Annotated in this window: 13 protein-coding genes; 4 read left to right on the top strand and 9 right to left on the bottom strand. The window is 66.4% G+C overall.

The annotated features are described in order from the left end of the window. Positions 1–5 precede the first annotated feature (5 nt). Positions 6–803: a phytanoyl-CoA dioxygenase family protein gene (locus tag A8950_RS02040; protein WP_133611927.1), complete on the bottom strand. Its 798-nt coding sequence runs from the start codon at positions 801–803 to the stop codon at positions 6–8. Between the two features lie 165 nt (positions 804–968). Here A8950_RS02040 and A8950_RS02035 point away from each other — a divergent pair, with 165 nt between their 5' ends. The 4 genes from A8950_RS02035 (at position 969) to A8950_RS02020 (ending at position 7331) form a co-directional block, all read left to right on the top strand. Then, positions 969–2492 carry an HAL/PAL/TAL family ammonia-lyase gene (locus A8950_RS02035; RefSeq protein ID WP_133611925.1) on the top strand — a complete coding sequence of 508 codons (1524 nt, stop codon included), beginning with the start codon at positions 969–971 and terminating at the stop codon, positions 2490–2492. 151 nt (positions 2493–2643) lie between these two features. Continuing rightward, complete coding sequence (locus A8950_RS02030; protein ID WP_166644949.1) at positions 2644–3873, top strand: efflux RND transporter periplasmic adaptor subunit; 1230 nt, start codon at positions 2644–2646, stop codon at positions 3871–3873. 18 nt (positions 3874–3891) lie between these two features. Next, the gene (locus A8950_RS02025; protein WP_133611921.1) at positions 3892–5892 is read left to right on the top strand and encodes a MacB family efflux pump subunit; all 2001 of its coding nucleotides are present in this window, start codon (positions 3892–3894) and stop codon (positions 5890–5892) included. 2 nt (positions 5893–5894) lie between these two features. Beyond that, complete coding sequence (locus A8950_RS02020) at positions 5895–7331, top strand: efflux transporter outer membrane subunit (RefSeq protein WP_133611920.1); 1437 nt, start codon at positions 5895–5897, stop codon at positions 7329–7331. 75 nt (positions 7332–7406) lie between these two features. On the opposite strand, the gene A8950_RS02015 is transcribed toward A8950_RS02020, so the two are convergent. The 8 genes from A8950_RS02015 to A8950_RS01980 all read right to left on the bottom strand — a co-directional run bounded on the left by A8950_RS02015 (position 7407) and on the right by A8950_RS01980 (position 18550). Continuing rightward, positions 7407–8660, bottom strand: coding sequence for a cysteine desulfurase-like protein (locus tag A8950_RS02015; RefSeq protein WP_133611917.1), 1254 nt, complete (start codon positions 8658–8660; stop codon positions 7407–7409). Between the two features lie 55 nt (positions 8661–8715). Beyond that, positions 8716–10791: an oxidoreductase gene (locus tag A8950_RS02010; protein WP_133611916.1), complete on the bottom strand. Its 2076-nt coding sequence runs from the start codon at positions 10789–10791 to the stop codon at positions 8716–8718. Positions 10792–10931: 140 nt separating this feature from the next. Beyond that, entirely contained in the window at positions 10932–11723 is a 792-nt protein-coding gene (locus A8950_RS02005) for an ion transporter (RefSeq protein WP_133611914.1), read from the bottom strand. A 21-nt stretch (positions 11724–11744) separates the two neighbouring features. Continuing rightward, positions 11745–12503 carry a cupin domain-containing protein gene (locus A8950_RS02000; protein WP_133611912.1) on the bottom strand — a complete coding sequence of 253 codons (759 nt, stop codon included), beginning with the start codon at positions 12501–12503 and terminating at the stop codon, positions 11745–11747. An 85-nt stretch (positions 12504–12588) separates the two neighbouring features. After that, complete coding sequence (locus A8950_RS01995; protein WP_243735499.1) at positions 12589–14613, bottom strand: CocE/NonD family hydrolase; 2025 nt, start codon at positions 14611–14613, stop codon at positions 12589–12591. A gap of 25 nt (positions 14614–14638) precedes the next feature. Next, positions 14639–16687: a dipeptide ABC transporter ATP-binding protein gene (locus A8950_RS01990; protein ID WP_133611908.1), complete on the bottom strand. Its 2049-nt coding sequence runs from the start codon at positions 16685–16687 to the stop codon at positions 14639–14641. After that, the gene (locus A8950_RS01985) at positions 16687–17571 is read right to left on the bottom strand and encodes an ABC transporter permease (protein ID WP_243735498.1); all 885 of its coding nucleotides are present in this window, start codon (positions 17569–17571) and stop codon (positions 16687–16689) included. The genes A8950_RS01990 and A8950_RS01985 overlap by 1 nt, the downstream gene beginning before the upstream one ends. Next, positions 17552–18550, bottom strand: a complete 999-nt coding sequence (locus tag A8950_RS01980; protein WP_243735497.1) for an ABC transporter permease — start codon at positions 18548–18550, stop codon at positions 17552–17554. The genes A8950_RS01985 and A8950_RS01980 overlap by 20 nt, the downstream gene beginning before the upstream one ends. Position 18551: the final 1 nt, after the last annotated feature.

Raw genomic sequence — 18551 nt, 5'->3', positions numbered from 1 at the left:
CATGATCAGGCAGCGGTCCAGACAATCGGGAACCAATCTTCGCGCAGACGCTCGCCGCGCCGCTGGTTGATGCCGGGATAGGGCGGCGAGGTGCGGCCGGGCCGCTCGGCATAGACCGCGTCGTCGCCGAGGAAGCGGCAGGAAAAGGCGCGCCGCCGCGCCGGCCCGGCATTGCCGTTGGCGCCGTGGACGGTGCGAAAGTTGAAGAGGATCGCGTCGCCGGGCTCCAGCGCCGGCTCCAGGATGCGATAGTGGCCGCCCTCGACATCCGGCATGTCCATGAACTGCGCTGCATCGGCGTAGAAATCCTCGCCGCCCGCCCAGCGTTTCGGCCGCACCAGCCGCGGCCAGAGATGCGAACCGAGGACGAGGCGCAGGGTGTTTTCGGATGTGACCGCATCGAGCGGGATCCAGTAGCTGCCGGTCTGCATGCCGTCGACACAGTAATAGGGCATGTCCTGGTGCCAGGGCGTTCTTTTCGGGGTGCCCGGCTCCTTCACCAGCACATGGTCGTGGAAGATCTGCGCAGCATCACTCGCCATCAGCCGACCGGCGATCGCGGCGGCGGGGGAATTCAGCACGAAATCGGTGAATTCCGGAATCCGCTGCCAGTTGCAGTAATCGTCGAAGAACCGGCCGCCGCCATCGCCGGGCCGCACATTTTCAGCCCCATGGGGGCCGGGCTCCTGCATGTTGCGCGCGACACCGGCGCGCAGGCGCTCGACCCAGTCCGAAAAGACGCCCCTGAGGAGGATGGCGCCGTCTTCCCGGTAGCAATCGATCTGCTGTTGCGTGATCTGCATGGCGATTTCCGATCAGGTTCGCCGCAACCCTGCCAAATCGGTGCCCGCCGCGCAAACCCCCGCCCCTATGCTCACGGCGGCTTTCGAAAAGCTCATGCCAGCCCGGCTTGCTCGCCTGTCAGTACCTGTATATACAGGTAAAGGTAATCAGATTGGATGGCAAGGATGGGCGACAAGGCAACGATCTCGCGGGGTGAGGGTGCATTGACCTATCGCGAATTGGCCGCCATCGCCCGGGGCGAAGCCGAGCTCGCGCTGGACGCCACCAGCCAGGCCCGCCTGCGCAACGGCCGCGCCATTGTCGAGCGGATCATCGCCAAGGGCGAGCGCGCCTATGGCATCAGCACCGGTTTGGGTGCGCTCTCCGACATCGTGCTCTCGGGCGCACAGCAGGCGCAGCTTTCCCGCAACACGCTGATGAGCCATGCCTGCGGCGTGGGCGAGGCCCTACCCATCGCCGCCACCCGCGCCATCATGGCGTCCCTGGTGAATGATCTCGCCCACGGCCATTCCGGCGTGTCGCCGGCGGTGGTCGATCAATTGGTGGCGCTGCTCAATACCGGCGTGACACCGGTTGTCCCGCGCCGGGGTTCGGTCGGCTACATCACCCATGGCGCCCATATCGGCCTGGCACTCATCGGCATCGGCGATGCCGCCGTCGACGGAAAAACCATGCCGGCGGCGACCGCGCTCACCGCCGCCGGTCTCGCCCCGGTAACGCTTGGCGCCAAGGACGGACTCTGCCTCGTCAACGGCACGCGCTGCCTGACCGGGCTGGCCGCCCTCGCCTTGGCCGAGGCCGAGTTGCTGGCCGATTGGGCCGACGTCACCGCCGCCATGAGCTTCGAGGCGCTGAAGGGCCAGATCGCCGCCTTTGATCCGGATCTCCTAGCGCTGAAACCGCATCCCGGCCTGCTGCGTGTGGGTACACGGTTGCGGGCGCTGCTGAAGGACAGCGAGATCGTCGCTAGGCACCAGGGCTGTCGCACCCAGGACGCGCTCTCGATCCGCGCCATCCCCCAGGTCCATGGCGCCGCCCGCGACCAGATCGACCATGTCCGCCGCCAGATCGAGATTGAACTTGGCTCGGCCACCGACAACCCGCTGGTGCTGGGCTCGCCCGAAGCCTACCGGGTCATCTCCAACGCCCATCCGCATGGCCAGAGCCTAGCGCTTGCCATGGACCTCCTCGGCATGGCGATGGCGGAACTGGGCGGCATCGCCGAACGGCGCCTCGACCGCCTGATCAATCCGGCGACCTCGACCCTGCCGCCCTTCCTGGTGGCCGAGCCCGGGGTCAATTCCGGCATGATGATCGCGCAATACGCGGCAGCCTCGCTTGCCGCCGAGAACCGGCTTCTCGCCCAGCCGCTGGTGACCGACAATTTCATCACCTCCGCCCAGCAGGAGGATCATATCAGCCTCGGCACGCCGTCGGCGCTCAAATGCGGCGACATCATCGCCAATACGCGGCGCATCCTGGCGATCGAATACCTGCTGGCGGCCCAGGCCTTCGAATTCTATCCGGGCCTTGCCCCCGGCCGCGGCACGCGGGCCGCCTATAGCACCCTGCGGGCCGAAATCCCGGCCTATGATGCGGACCGCTTCCTGGCACCCGACATCGCTCTGGTCGAGCGCCGGCTGGCGGACGGGAACTGGGCGTCCCGGATCGCGTCCTGCCTCGACTAATCGCCACCGCGGCGCAGGGTTCCGCCGCCCTGCCCGTGTAACTCTGGCATCCCGGTTCCAGCCGCCGCCGGACCCTTGGATTGATTCCGTTCTTTCGTTCCGGATCAAGGCCTTGGGGGGTGCGTTTTCGTCATCAGCACCGAATCCGAGCATGATCCTGACCGAGGAAGCCGCCCGCCACCGACAGGAAGTTCCCCGCCCCGCCAGCCTTGCCGGCTATGCCCCGCCGCACCGTCGGCGCCGCCGGCTCTGGCCCTGGACATTGCTGGTTCTGTTCCTCGCGGCGGCCGGGGCCGGGGCCTATTGGTACGGAAGCGTGGCAACCGCCGCGACCGGGCCACGCCACGTCTTCGCCACGGCGCAACGCGGCGACATCGAGAACAATGTCGCCGCCGTCGGCCTCATCGAACCGCGCGACTATGTCGATGTCGGTGCCCAGGTTTCCGGCCAGATCGAGGCGCTGCATGTGGCGCTGGGCGACGAGGTGGAAAAAGGCGCGCTGCTGGCCGAGCTTGATGCCCGCGTCCTCAAATCCCAGGTCGCCGCCAATCAGGCACAGCTGCGCAATCTCGCAGCACAGCTGAAGGAGCGCCAGGCACAGCATCAGCTGGCCCGCGAGGAACATGCCCGCGAGCAGGGGCTGATGGCATTGAACGCCACCAGCCAGAGCGCCCTCGACACGGCGGCCGCCAATCTGCGCGTGGCCGAGGCGCAGATCGCGTCGACCCGGGCCGCGATCGAGCAAACCCAATCCAATCTCGACGGCGACCTCGCCAATCTTGGTTATACCCGGATCTATGCACCGATGAGCGGTACGGTGGTGACGCTGGATGCGCGCCTCGGCCAGACGCTGAATGCCAACCAGACGGCGCCCATCATTCTGCGCATCGCCGATCTCGACACCATGACGGTGAAAGCCCAGGTATCGGAAGCCGACATCTCCTCCTTGCGTCTCGGCATGGCGGCGCATTTCACCACGCTGGGCGAGCCGGACCGGCGTTGGAGCGGAACGCTCCGCCAGATCCTGCCCACGCCGGAAGAAGTGAACGGCGTCATCCTCTATAATGCCCTCTTCGACGTTGCCAACACGGACCGGCGCCTGATGACGCAGATGAGCGCCCAGGTAAGTTTCATCGTTGCCGCAGCACAGGATGTCGTCACCGTGCCGGTGAGCGCCCTGCGCAAGACGGCCGGTGGTGGCTGGGAAGTCCAGGTGGCCGACGATCTCGGCAACCTGGCCGCACGCAAGGTCGAGATCGGCATCCGCAACCGCAGCCAGGTCGAGGTCGCTTACGGCCTTGCCGCCGGCGAGCGCGTCGTGGTGGGGGTGCAGAGCGGGGATACCCAGAGCGGCGGCATGCGCCTCCGCGGCTTCTTCTAGCTGGCGACCCACCCCGCAATGAATGTGACGACCGACCCGCGCCGCCCGATCCGGAATCCGGGCGCGACTCCGCCGCTGATTGCTCTGCGCGACGTCCGCAAAACCTATGAGACCGGCGGCGGCCTGTCGGTCGAAGTGCTCCACGGCATCTCGCTGGAGATTCACCAGGGCGAGTTCGTCGCCATCATGGGTGCCTCCGGTTCCGGCAAATCGACGCTGATGAACATTCTCGGCTGCCTCGACCGGCCTACTTCCGGCCACTATTTCTTCGCTGGCCAGGACGTTGCCGGCTTCTCGCGCGACGAATTGGCCGAGCTCAGGCGCGACGCCTTCGGCTTCGTGTTCCAGAGCTACAACCTGATCGCCGGAGCGACGGCGCTGGAGAATGTCGAGATGCCCGGCATTTATGCCGGCATGGCGCGGGAGGCGCGCGAGCATCGTGCCGCCGGCCTGCTTGCCCAGCTCGGCCTCGCCGACCGCCTCGACCACCGCCCCAACCAGTTGTCGGGCGGCCAACAGCAGCGTGTCTCCATCGCCCGCGCCCTGATGAATGGCGGCCGCATCATCCTTGCCGACGAGCCGACCGGCGCCCTCGACAGCCGCGCGGGCGCCGAGGTGATGGCGCTGCTGCGCGAGCTGGCGTGTGCCGGCCACACCATCATCCTGGTAACCCATGACCACGATGTGGCCGCCCATGCCGACCGCCTGATCCAGATTGCCGATGGTCTCATTTCCAGCGACAGCGGCGCCTATCTGCCGGCCGAGCGCGCACTGGCTGCGCCACCGGCGATCCAGGTTCCGACGGGGCGCCTGCGCTTCCTCGGCGACACGGTAGAGGCAGCGAAAATGGCCCTGCGTGCCCTGCACCGCAACATCTTCCGCACCATCCTGACGCTGCTCGGCATAGTGATCGGCGTGGGCTCGGTCGTCGCGATGCTGGCGGTCGGCGAAGGCGCCAAGCAGGACGTAATGGCGCGCATCTCCGCCATGGGCACCAACCAGCTGGTCATCCGGCCCGGCATGCCGAACCAGCGCGGCCCGTCCTCGACCGCCGGCATTACGTCACTGGTCCCGGCCGATGCCGACGCCATCGCAGCACTCCCCAATGTCCTGGCGGCGGTTTCGGAGCGCAACACCTCGGCGACGCTCCGCTTCGGCAATGTCGACTACCAGACCCAGGTGACCGGAACGACCGAAGGCCTGCCCATCATCCGCGACTGGGCGCTGGCCTCCGGCAGCTTCTTCACCGCCGCGGATGTGCGGGCCTATGCCTCGGTCGCGGTGCTTGGCCAGACCGTGGTGAAGAACCTGTTCCCCGACGGCGGCGACCCGATCGACCAGATGGTCCTTATCGGCAACGCCCCCTTCCGCGTCATCGGCGTGCTGGCGGCAAAGGGTGCCGCCGCCTTCGGCCAGGACATGGACGACAACGTCTTCGTGCCCCTGACTACGGCCAGCCTGCGCATCTTCGGCCAGCGCAACATCCGTGCCATCACGGTGGCGGTGGCCGACACGACGCGCATGGACGAGACCCAGGACGCGATCACGCAATTGCTGATCCAGCGCCATGGAATCGAGGATTTCCAGATCCGCAACATGGCTTCCATCGTCGAGGCGGCCTCGGCCACCGGCACCACCATGACGATCCTCCTCGGCTCGATCGCCGCCATCTCGCTGGTGGTGGGCGGCATCGGCGTCATGAACATCATGCTGGTCAGCGTCTCGGAACGCACGCGCGAAATCGGCATCCGCATGGCGACGGGCGCCCGCACCCGCAATATCCTGCAGCAATTCCTGGTCGAGGCGGTGATCGTCTCGGTCCTTGGCGGAATCATCGGTGTCGCGACCGGAATCGCCGCCGCCTATGTCGTGCAGGCTGTCGGCCTGCCGATCCAGCTTTCCCTCCCGGTCATGGCGATGTCGCTGGGCTGCGCCGCCGCGGTCGGGCTGGTCTTCGGCCTCGCCCCCGCCATCAAGGCAGCCCATCTCGACCCCGTCATCGCCCTTTCCAGCGAATAGCCATGCCCCAGCACAGGTCTCTTCCGATCTTCTCCCGCACCTTGCTGCTGCTGCCGGTATCGCTGGCTGCCTGCGACCTGGTGGCGGAGCCGACGCGACCTGCCATCGAGGCGCCCGAAGCCTGGATTGCCCCCGAACCCATCGCCGCCGATTCCTGGCCCAGTGCCGATTGGTGGCAGCGTATCGGCAGCGCCGAGCTTGACGCCTTCATGGCCGAGGCGCAGGCGAACAATCTCGACCTCGCCGCCGCAACCGCCCGCATCGCCCAGGTCGAGGCGCAATCGCGCGTCGCCTCCTCGGCACTGTGGCCGCAGATGTCGCTGGGCGCCGATGCCGGCAGGCGCGGGCCGCTGGACGAGGGCGCCTATCGCCGCGAGAACAATCTGCCCGCCGGCACCGATCTGGACACCGAGTCCTACGGCCTCTCGCTTGCGGCCTCCTACGAGGTTGATTTCTGGGGCCGCAACCGCGCCAACCGCTTGGCCGCACTGGAGAGCCTGCGCGCCAGCACCTTCGACCGCCAGACTGTTGCCCTGACGGTCACGACCGAGGTGGCGGCGACCTATCTGAGCATCCTCTCCCTGCGCGACCAGATCGCCATCGCCGACAACAATCTCGCCAATGCAAGCGACGTGCTGGCCGTGGTCGAGGCGCGCACGCGCCTTGGCGCCGTCTCGCCGGCCGACCTTGCACAGCAGCGCGGCATCGTGGCGGCGCAGGAAGCCGTGCTGGCCCCGCTCCTGCAACAGGAGCGCCTGGCCCTGGCAACGCTCGCCGTCCTGCTTGGCCGCAACCCGCAGGATATTTCGGTCGCGGCACGCTCGCTGGGCGACCTCGTGGTGCCGCCGGTGACCGGCGGCCTGCCTTCGGAACTGCTGCAGCGCCGGCCCGACATTGCGAAGGCCGAGGCCGACCTCGCCGCGGCCGACGCCAATGTGGTGGCGGCACGGGCTGCCTTCTTTCCCAGCCTCGATCTTTCCGGTGTGCTCAGCCTCGAAACCGCTGTGCTTTCGACGCTGTTCGGGCCGGCTGGTGCCGCCTATAGCGTCGCCGGCGCCCTCTCGCAGACTATCTTTGATGGCGGCCGCCTGGTTGCCGAGGAGGACCTCGCCATCGCCCGCCGCGAGGAACTCATCGCCAGCTACCGCGCCGCGATCCTTGCCGCCTTCAGCGACGTCGAGGCAGCGCTGGGCGAGGTGCGCCAGCGCGCCGACCAGGTTCGCCTGCAGCAGGTGCAGGTGAACGAGGCGCAGACTGCCTTCGATATCGTCAATGCGCGCTATGTAGCCGGCGCCGTCGACCTCATCGAGCTGCTGAACGCCCAGCGTACGCTGTTCGACGCCCAGGATGGCCTCGGCCAGCTGCGCCTGCAGCAGATGCAGGCGGCGATCACCCTCTACCGTGCGCTCGGCGGCGGCTGGCAGAAGGAGGCTGCCTGACGGTCGCGTGCGGGATGGTCTCGGGCTTCCGCTATCGGGCTTCCGCTCTCTGGCCTCCGCTCTCGGGCCCCGGCCTCAAGTGCGGGTGCCGATCGCCCCCTTGATCGCGGCAAGCACCTGGTCCACTTCCGTCGCCGTGTTGTAATGCGCCATGCCGATGCGCAGCACGCCCTCATCAACGGGGATGCCCAAGTGCTGCACCAGCTCGTAGGCATAGTTGTGACCGTCCCAGACAAAGATATTGGCCGCCGCGAGCGCCCGGGCGATGGTCACGGGTGCGACGCGATCGTGACGGAAGGACACCGTCGGCACGCGATGATTGGCGCGGTTGGCATTAGTGATGCCGGCGATCCTGATGCCGTCGATTTCCAGCAGGCCGGCGATCAGGCGATTGGCGAGCGGCTCCTCATGATCCACCGAGGCCTGGTAAGCGGCGGCGATGCGCTGGCGCCGTGAACCGGTGGCCCCGACCTCGCCGCCCAGCCAGTCGAAATAATCGACCGTTGCGGTAAGGCCGGCCAATAATTCGATCTGCGGCGTGCCGGTCTCGAAGCGCTGCGGCAGATCATTGTCGGAGCAGCGGCACTTATAGGCCTGCAACCGCTCAAGGATCTCCTCGCGCCCCCAGACGATGCCCATATGCGGGCCGAAGAATTTGTAGGCCGAGCAGGCCAGGAAATCGCAGCCCAGTGCCTGGACATCGACCAGGCGGTGCGGGGCGAATTGGACGGCATCGACATAGACCAGGGCCCCCGCCTTGTGGGCGAGCGCCGTCAGCGTCTTCACGTCATTGATCGAGCCGGTGAGGTTGCTGGCATAGTTGAGGGCGACAAGGCGCGTCCGCTCGCTGAGCAGGGTTTCGAGATCGCGCACCTCGATCTGCCAGCTCTCCTTGTCGAAGGGCAGGAATTTGACCTTGAGCCCCTTGTCCTCGGCGATGGCAAGCCAGGGTGAGACATTGCCCTCGTGATCCATGCGCGTGACGATGATCTCGTCGCCGGGCTGCCAGTCGCGGGCGATGGCGCGGGAGAGATGGAAGGTCAGCGTCGTCATGTTGGGCCCGATGACGATCTCGCGCGCCGAGCGGGCGCCGAGGAAATCGGCCATGGCCTGGTGTGCCTCCTCGACCACCCGGCCCGCTGCCAACGTGGTCGCGAAATGCCCGCCAAGATTGGCGTTCGTCTCGAGGAGGCATTTGGCGACCGCATCGGCCACACGCCGGGGCACCTGGGTCCCCGCCGGGTTGTCGAGATAGGTCCGCGCGCTGCCGTGATCGGTCAGGGCAAGGGCCGGAAATTCGGCGCGCACGCGCTCGATCGGTAATGTCATGGATGGTCTCCCCAGAAGATTCGGGGCGCAATCTAGCGCGATTGGCGACCCGATCTCAATCCGCCGCCAGCGCCGTCACCTCGCGGCGGAAGGGCATGGCATCGCCGATATCCGGTTCGTCCAGTTCCCGGGCATAGCGGTGACCCGCATAGGTGGCCCAGGCAATGGGGCCCGGCGCCTCGGCATCGCCGATCCGCTTCACCGATCGGATGCCGGCCTCGGCCCAATCCCCCCGACGCGCCACGAGGTCATGCCAGAGGGCATCCCGCCCGATCCGTGCCGTCACCAGCACCACCGCATCAGCCGCCATCGGCGCCGCATTACCGGTATAGGCGCAGGCAGTCTCGACATGGTCGGCGCCGATCCGTGTCACGACACGATTGAGCACGATCTCGATTCCGGCGGCGGCAAGGCGGCGATGGATGGCGCCCTGTTCCAGCGTGTTCCTGCTCCAGTCCGAGACAAAGGCCGAGGAGGTGACCAGGGTGACTTTCATGCCCTTGCCTGCCAGCAATTCGGCGGTCACGCCGCCCATGTAATAGTGGTCGTCGTCGAACAGCACGACACGGCCGCCGTCGGGCAAGCGGCCCGCCATGATGTCGTCGGGCGTGAACAGCGGTATGGCGGCATCGATCGGCATCGGCACCACATGGGCGCGGGCGACGCCGTCGCGGCGCCAATCGGCCCCGGTCGCGATGGCGACATGCTGGAAGCCGAAGCCCAGGATGTCCTCAGCCGCGAGATGGCTGTCGAAATAGATTTCGACATTGGCGAGTTTCCCGAGCTGGAAGGCGCGATAGTCGCGCACGCGCCCCCAGGCCGAGAGGCCTGGCAGCTTGCATTCACGCGCCACGCGGCCGCCAAGCTCGGTGCCGGATTCCGCCAGCGCCACCCGATAGCCGCGCCGGCCGAGGGCGAGGGCCGCTTCCAATCCGGCGGGGCCGGCACCCACGACGAGCACGCTGTCGCTGTCGCCCTTGCCCTGGATCTTCTCGGGATGCCAGCCTTTGCGCCATTCCTCCATGAAGGTCGGGTTCTGCGTGCAGCGCGAGATCGACATGGTCATGTCGCCGGTGATGCAGATGTTGCAGCCGATGCATTCGCGGATGTCCTCGATGCGGCCCTCCTCGACCTTCCTGGGCAGGAACGGATCGGCGATGGAGGGTCGCGCACAGCCGATGAAGTCGAGCGTGCCCTGCTTTATCTGGCGCACCATCACGTCGGGCGAGGTGAAGCGGCCGACACCGACGACGGGCTTCTGGGTCAGCTGCTTGATGCCGGCGACGAGGTCTTCCTGTGCTGCCTCCTCCTTGAAGCGGGAGGGGCCGGAGCAATCCTCCCAGGCGCCATGGGCGAGGTCCCAGAGGTCGGGGAGGTCGGCATGCATCGCGATCAGGTCGCGGAGTTCCGCGTTGGAGAAACCGAGATCGCCCACTATCTCGTCCAAGGACAGGCGCAGCGTGATGCCGCAGGAATCGCCCACCGCGTCGCGCGCTTCCGCGATCAGTTCGCGCATCAGGCGGGCGCGGTTTTCGAGGCTGCCGCCATATTCGTCCGAGCGCTGGTTGGTGGCGCGGGAGAGGAAATGCTGGATGATGCCGAAGCCATGGGCGCCGTAGAGGCAGACGAGGTCGAAGCCCGCCTGTTTGGCGCGGCGGAAGGCGTTGCGGTGCCAGCGCCGCAGGTCGCGGATGTCCTCGCGGTCCATGGCGCGGGCCTGGATGGGATCATTGGTGAAGGTGCGGATGGGGAGCGCGGTGGGGGCCCGCGGCACCTCGCGGGTGTAGAGATTGGGGCCGTTGACGCCGGAATAGGCCAGCTGGATGCCGGCCAGCGCGCCATGGCGCTTCATCGCCGCCGCCATCTTGGCGAGGCCCGGAATGTCGGCATCCTCCCACAGGCGCAATTCGATGAAAGGGGTGATCTCCGAGGTGTGGTGCATCTCGCATTGCTCGGTGAAGATGACCCCCCAGCCGCCCTCGGATTTGATGCCGCGCATAGCGGCCGCCGCGGACGGGTCGCGATAGCCGCCGCCATTGCAATGCGGCACCTGGTAGAAACGGTTCTTCGCCGTGACCGGGCCGATCTTCAGGGGCTGGAACAGGATGTCGTAGCGGGGATCGCGGGCCATGTTGCGCTCGTCTTGAATGGGGGAACGGCCGAGATTGGCCCGGCCGGGTGCCTGGCCGCGAGTATGGCGAAGCACGGCGTCAAGAAAAATGAGCGTTTATCGACGCGCGGCATAGGCGAAAACTATGCCGATTCGGGTCGCTACCGCTTCGCCGCGTCCCGCAAGGCGGCGAGTTCCGCCCTGAGCGCCTTCAATTCCTGCATGATGGCGGCATTGTCGCTGTGCAGCGCCTCGCGCTCGGCCGTCGCACTGGCATCGTGCTCGGACTGCATGGCCGAGACGATGATACCGATGAAAAGGTTGAGCACGGTAAAGGTGGTGCAGAGGATGAAGGGAATGAAGAAGGCCCAGGCGACGGGGTAGACTTCCATCACCGGTCGGACGATGCCCATGGACCAGCTTTCCAGCGTCATCACCTGGAAGAGGGTGTAGGCCGAGTCCGGGATCGAGCCGAACCAGTCGGGAAAGGACTGGCCGAACAGCTTGGTCGCCATGACCGAGAAGACGTAGAAGACCAGCACCAGCAGCAGCATGATCGAGCCCATGCCCGGCAGGGCGGCCACCAGCCCGCCGACGACGCGGCGGAGCGACGGGATCATGCCGGCCATGCGGAAGACGCGCAGGATGCGGAGCGCGCGCAGGACTGAAAGATTGCCGGTCGCCGGCAGCCAGGCGATGCCGACCACCAGCAGGTCGAATACGCGCCAGGGATCGTGGAAAAAACGCGTCCGGTAGACCACGAAGCGGGCGGCCAGTTCCGCCGTGAAGGCGAGGAGCAGCAGCCGGTCGGCGATACCGAGCAGGTCGCCGAAGGAGGCCATCGCCTCGGGCACCGTTTCAAGGCCGAGCGTCACCGCGTTCACAAGTATCAGCAGCGTGATCAGCCGCTCGAAGCGGCGGGATTCGATCAGCGATTTCAGCCTGGCTGTCATGGCGCCGAGATCCGCTGGCACTCAGGCTTTCGGAATGAAGATGCTGTAATACTTCTTCACCGGCACCGGGTTGTGCCATTCGACATTGGCGCCCATGGGCACGAAGAAGGTGTCGCCGGCCTTGAAGTGCTGCGCACCGAGATCGGGGTCGGTCAGGGTGACCTCGCCTTCCAGCAGGTGCATCAGTTCATGGCGCGGAAACGGCATCGCCTTGCGGCGATAGGGGGTGGAGCCCCAGATTCCGGTGGTCCATTGCCCGGTCGGGTCCTCGAACCAGTTGTGGCCGTATTGCGTCGGCACATCGCTCAGCAGGATGTCCTTGGCCGGCGGCGGGCTCGGGCGCAGATCGTGATCGACATCGATCTTCAGCACCTTGAGTGCGGCCGGATCGGGCGCCTGGGCGCCGCTCGGATCGTCGAAAATGACGTAGAACTTGCGCATGTATTCGCTCTGCCGCCACTGACAGACCAGACCCTTGGGCAGGATGAAGGCCTCGCCCGCCTTGATCGTGGTTTCATGGCCCTTGGCATCGCGGATGGTGACCGCGCCCGCCAGCACGATCATGAATTCATGGACCGGATAGGGCCCCATCCGCGTCACCATCGGCGTGCAATCCCAGACGCCCGAGGTGAGACCCAGTTTCGCATCGGCGAAATACTCCACCCCGCGCTGGCGCGGGCTGCCGGATTCGAGATCGGCAGCCGGAATCTCCGGCCAGGCCTGCAAATCGTCGGGATGGGTGTCGTGGGAATCGAAACGGATGACGGCCGGCTTGCTCACGGATGCGTTCTCCACTCTGTGGCGGGGCGGCAGACTAGAGGGATTCAGGGCGGGAGGGAAGTAGCCCCTGCCCGCCCTGTCGGGATCAGACGTGGTCGCGGGGAATCCGGCAATCCCATTCCCGCGAGAAGACACGCACGCCGCCCTTATAGGCGTCGAGAGTCGCCGTCAGAAGGAAGTTGTCCTTCTCGACCCGCATATGGGTCTCGGCATGGATGGTGACACGGAAATCGCCGCGGCCGAATTCCTTGTCCCAGACGATATCCGCCCGTGCCGACAGGGGATCGTCGGCCTTGATCTGGTAGGTCTTGTGGGTGGATGCACCATATTCCCAGTTGTCGTAATCGGGGATGCGGGTGAGACCGCCGCCATCCAGTTCGTCCACCGTGACGATGCCGGTATGGTGGTCGAGGCTGACGCGGGCATGCTCGTTATCGGGCCGCACCTGGACCGAGGCGAATTTGGCGCCGTTCTCGGACGGCTGGAAGGCGGGGAGCCTGGCATCCTCCGCCCGCGCCGGTCGGATCGGCAGTTCCAAACCGCTTTCGCCGGTAAAGACCGTCAGCGTCACCTTCTCCGGCGAGGGCCAGACGATCGGCCAATAGGAAGACGAGATGGCGACACGGAGGCGGCTGCCCACCCCCAGCTTCTGCGCGCAGACATTGAGCTTGAAGGCAACGTCATAGGCCTTGCCCGGTTCCAGCGCCTCCAGCTTCTCATGCCCATTGCGGTGGGTAAGGTTGAGGAGGCCGTAGGAGAAGCGCGTGGCGCGGCCGTCGGGCAGCACCTCGGAGAGGGTGACGGCAACCAGGGCGGAAGGCTTGTCGGCGGCGATCCTCAGGCGGATCACCGGGGCGCCGACGAATTCCAGCGGCTCCTTCAGCACCTCGGTATCGAAGACCAGCGAGCCGCCGGCCTCGATGCGCTGGTCGATCGCCTGGTCGGGGGCGAGGCCATAGGGGCACCAGGCCCCGGCGGCAAGCCCCACCGTCTGGGGCGAGCAGATGGCGAGCGGTTCCACCACAGGTTTGGACCCGGGGGCCGCCAGCTCGCCCTTCGCCAGGGGATAGAGCGTCGGCTTGATGCGCGCGCTCGGCCAGACGTCCTCGGCGACCCAGCGGCCCGGCCGCTCGTCATATTTCGGCTGGGGCGGCACGGTGTCCTGCATCCAGACTCGCAGCATGGGTTCATCCATGATGCCGGTTTCCTTGCCCTTCAGCCATTTGTCCCACCAGCGCAAGCATTCCTGCAGGAAACCGATGCGCGGGCCCGGATAGGCGAAGTTCGGATATTTGTGCGCCCAGGGACCGATCAGGCCCTTTTTCGGGCAGGAGAGGTTTTCCAGCATGCGGAAGATCGGGTTGGTGTAGCCGTCGGCCCAGCCGCCCACCAGATAGACCGGACATTCCACCGCCGCGTAATCCTCGGCGATCGAACCGTGCTTGTAGAGATCGGCGCGGCGCTGGGTGCGGTGCCATTCCTCGAGCCAGAAACCGGAGCCTTCCAGGCGCTGGCGCCACATGTCGCGCCATTTGTCGCCGACCAGCGCCGGGTCGGGCGGGGCGGCGTTATAGGCGAACATGGTCGAGCCCCAGTTGAGCTTGTCGACCAGCAGGCAACCGCCCATGAAATGGATGTCATCGGCATAGCGGTCGTCGGTCGAGCAGAGCGAGATGACCGCCTTCAATTGCTTCGGCCGGCACGCCGCCACCTGAAGGCCGTTGAAGCCGCCCCAGGAGATGCCGATCATGCCGACATCGCCGGTGCACCATTTCTGCTGCTCGAGCCAGGCGAGGATCTCGAGGCAGTCATCCTGTTCCTGCTTCAGGTATTCGCCCTTCAGCACGCCTTCGGATTCGCCCGACCCCCTGATGTCGACGCGGACACCGGCATAGCCGTGGCCGGCGAAATAGGGATGGTTGAGCGCATCGCGCTCGGTCGTGCCGTCGCGCTTGCGATAGGGCAGATATTCCAGGATCGCCGGCACCGGATTCTTCTCGGCATCTTCCGGCAGCCAGATCGTGGCGGAAAGCACCACACCGTCCTTCAGCGGAATCTGGACATGATGCATCACCTTGATCTTGTGCGGGAAGTCGCTCCGGTAAATCACGATTGGTCTCCTTGCTTCGGGTCGGTCAGTCGATGAGCGGGTAGTGGCAGCGGACCATGCGGCCATCGCCCAGTGTCTGCTGGGCTGGCATCTCGGCGCGGCAGAGATCGGTGGCATGAGGGCAGCGCGCGTTGAACTCGCAGCCCTGCGGGCGCCTGGCGATGCTCGGCACCTCGCCTTCGATCGACACCAGGCGGCGGCGCTGCGTCGGATCGGGCCGTGGGATGCCGTCGACCAGCGCCCTGGTATAGGGATGCGCCGGCCGCGCAAAGATCGCCGTGGCGTCGCCCATCTCGATGATGCGCCCGAGATACATGATGGCGAGCCGGTCGCTGATATGCCGCACGACGGGCAGGTTGTGCGAGATGATGAGATAGGTGAGGCCGTGCTCGGTCTGCAGCCGCCGCATCAAATTCAGCACATCGCCCTGGACCGAGACATCGAGCCCGGCGGTAGGTTCGTCGGCGATGATAAGGTCGGGCTCCAGCGCCAGGGCGCGGGCGACACCGACCCGGCGCGCCTGGCCGCCCGACAACTGATGCGGATAGCGCGCGAGCAGGTCGCGCGGCAGGTTGACCATGTCGGCGAGCCTTACCGCCAGTGCGTCGCGGTTGCCGGATGCAGGACGGTGCACGTCGAAAGGTTCGAGGATCAGCGACTTGACCGTCTGGCGCGGGCTCAGGGAACCGATCGGGTCCTGGAACATCATCGCCATGTTCTGGCGCAGCGGGCGAAGCTCGCCTTCGCCAAGGCCGATCAATTCGCGCCCCTTGAAGGTGACCGAACCGGCCTGCGCCTTGACCAGGCCCAGCATGGCACGGCCGAGCGTCGTCTTGCCCGAACCGCTTTCGCCGACGAGTCCCAGTGTTTCGCCGGGTTTGAGATCCAGGCTGACATCGACGAGGATATCGATCGAGGTCTTGAGGCCGGGATTCAACAGGGCGGCCACCGGACCGCGCACTTGAAAGCTGACGGCGAGGTTGCGCACGGCGACCAGCGGGGCAACATCCCCGGCGATCGCCGGCACCACCTCGTCCTGCGCAGGTGCGGGTGCTGCCGCATGCATGACTGGACGCACGCCATCCAGCAGGTGGCAGGCGGCGACATGGCCCTCGTCCGCCTTGTTGAGGCGCGGCTTCTCTTCGCGGCAGCGCGCGAAGGCGTGGGGACAACGGTCAACGAAGACACAGGCCCTCGGCGGGTGACGAAGATTGGGGAGTTCCCCGGGAATCGTCGGCAGGATGCGCGTGCGTTCGAGGACCCGCGCCGGATCGCAATCGATCAGGGCCCTGGTATAGGGATGCGACGGGTTGGCGAAGACCGACTGGATGTCGCCGCGCTCGACGACCTCGCCCGCATACATGACGACGATCTCGTCGCAAAGCTCGGCCACCAGCCCCAGATTGTGCGAGACGATCATCATCGTGGTCTGGAACTCGCGCTGTAATTCCCGCAGCAGGTGGATGACCTGGGCCTCCATGGTGACGTCGAGGGCCGTGGTCGGCTCGTCCGCGATGACGAGATCGGGATGCATGAGGAGCGCCATGGCGATGCCGGTGCGCTGGCGCATGCCACCGGAAAACTGGTGCGGAAACTGGGCGATGCGCTGCTCCGGGTCCGGGATGCCGACCCGGCGCATCATGGCGATGGCATGGGCGATCTTCTCGGCGCGGCTCGCCTTCTGGCGATAGGCGATGTCGAGGAATTGCTGCAGATAGGATTTGACCGGGATCTGCGAGGTCATCGGGTCCTGGAACACCACACCAGCCTGGGCACCGCGGAAGGCGCGCAGGGCATCGGCATCGAGCTGCAGCAGATCGCGGCCGTTGAAATCGATCCGACCTCCGGTGACGGCGCCGTTCTCGGCCAGGAGCCGCAGCATCGCCCAGATGACGGTGCTCTTGCCCGAGCCGCTTTCGCCAACGATGCCGAGAATGCGGCCGCGCGGAACATCCAGATTGACGTTGCGCAGGGCCCGGACCGGCCCGCGCCCGGTTTCAAAGGTGACGCTCAAGTCGCGAATCTCGACCAGATTGTCGCCAAGCTGATGATCGGGGCGCGGCGCATCCATCATCAGCGGCCTTTCCCGAGGCGGGGGTCGAAAATGTCGCGCAAGGCCTCGCCGAGGAAGGTGAAGCCCAAGGTGGTGAGGACCAGGGGCACGCCGGCGGCCACCACCGGCCAGGGCGTCTCGCGGATGAGCAGATAGCCCTCGTTGAGGATGCTGCCCCAGCTGGCCGTCGGCGGCAGGACGCCGAGGCCGAGGAAGGAAAGCCCGGCCTCCACCGTCACCACCACGGGGACATCCATGGCGGCCAGGATGAACATCGGCCCGATGACATTGGGCGTCACATGGCGCCAGAGGATGCGGGCGGTGCCGACCCCCAGCGCGCGCTCCGCCAGGATGAACTCGGTGTTCTTGAGCGCCAGGGTGGCGGTGCGCACCAGGCGCGCATAGCCGGGGATCGTGGTGACGATAACGATGGCGAGGACCAGATTGAGGCTGGGCCCCAGCAGTGCCACGGCAGCCAGCGCCATGACGATGGTCGGGAAGGACCGTACCACGTCGAAGAGCAGCAGCAAGAAATTGTCGAGCCAGCGCGGCCCGAAGCCAGCCAGCATGCCGAGCAGCAGGCCGAAGACCAGCGAGACCGAGATGCCGATCGCGGCCACCTGCAGGGCGACGCGGCCGCCATAGATGACGCGGGAATAGGTGTCGCGACCCAGCTGGTCGGTCCCGGCCCAGTGCTCCAGCGTCGGGCCGGAGAGGCGCGCCGGGATGTCGAGCGCGAAGGGATCATGTGTCGCAACGAGCGGCGCGAAGATGGCGCTGGCGAAGAACAGCAGGACCAGGACGAGGCCGGTCATGCCCTGCCAGTTGGCAAGCAGGCGCCGGAGCTTGATCCAGCCCTCGGCCTCGCGCCGCGCCGGCGCGCTGTCAGAGGGAATCGCGGACACGGGGATCCAGCCAGGCGACCAGCAGATCGGCCGCAAGCGTGATGAGGACATAGAGGGCGGTGATGATCAGCACGGCGCCCTGCACGACCGGGAAGTTGCGATTGACCACCATGTCATAGATCAGCTTGCCCGCACCGGGGCGGGTGAAAACGATCTCGGCAAAGACGGCACCGGAGAGGAGGCCGCTGAAGCCGATGCCGACAAGCGTGATGGTCGGCAACACGGCGACCTTGAGGGCGTAGCGGAAGACGACGGTACGCTCGCGCAGGCCGAAGGCGCGGGCGGCGCGGATATAGTTCTCGCTCATCACCTCCAGCATCGAGGCCCTGACCATACGGGCGAGATAGCCGACCCAGCCGAGGCCGACCGCGAAGGCCGGCAGGATGAGATGAACCGCCTGATCGAGATAGTCGCCCGGGTCGCCGGCCCCGATCACCGGCAGCCATTTCAGCATCACGGCAAAAACCAGCAGCGACCAGATCGAGACCAGGAACGAGGGAATGGCGATGGTGGCGACCGAGAGCAAACCGGTGACACGGTCGAACCAGGAATTGGGCCGGACCGCCGAGAGGCAGCCCAGGGGAATGCCGATCAGCGCCGCCCAGGCCAGCGCGACGATGGCAAGGACCAGCGTATTGGGGAGGACCTCCAGCACGATGGTCAGCACCGGCCGGTTGGAGAAAACATCGGCGCCAAGGTCCCCGGTAAGGGCATTGGTGACGTAGATCCAGAATTGCGTGAGGATCGGCTCGCCAAGACGCATCTTCTCGGCATAGCGAGCGATGACCTCGGGTGTGGCACGGGGCCCGAGCGCGATGCGCGCCGGGTCGCCGGGAATAAGGTGCAGCAGCAGGAACAGCGTCAGCAGTGCGCAGAGCACGATGACAGCGGAAAGACCCAGTCGCTTGACGAAATAGGACCACATGGGCGCTGGCGTGCGAGAGATGGTAAGTGCGGCGGCCAGCCGGCCGCCGCACATC

Source organism: Dongia mobilis (assembly GCF_004363235.1).
GTDB lineage: Bacteria > Pseudomonadota > Alphaproteobacteria > Dongiales > Dongiaceae > Dongia > Dongia mobilis.
The sequence above is the reverse complement of the archived record's forward strand: the minus strand, read 5'-3'. Positions and strand labels throughout refer to the sequence as shown.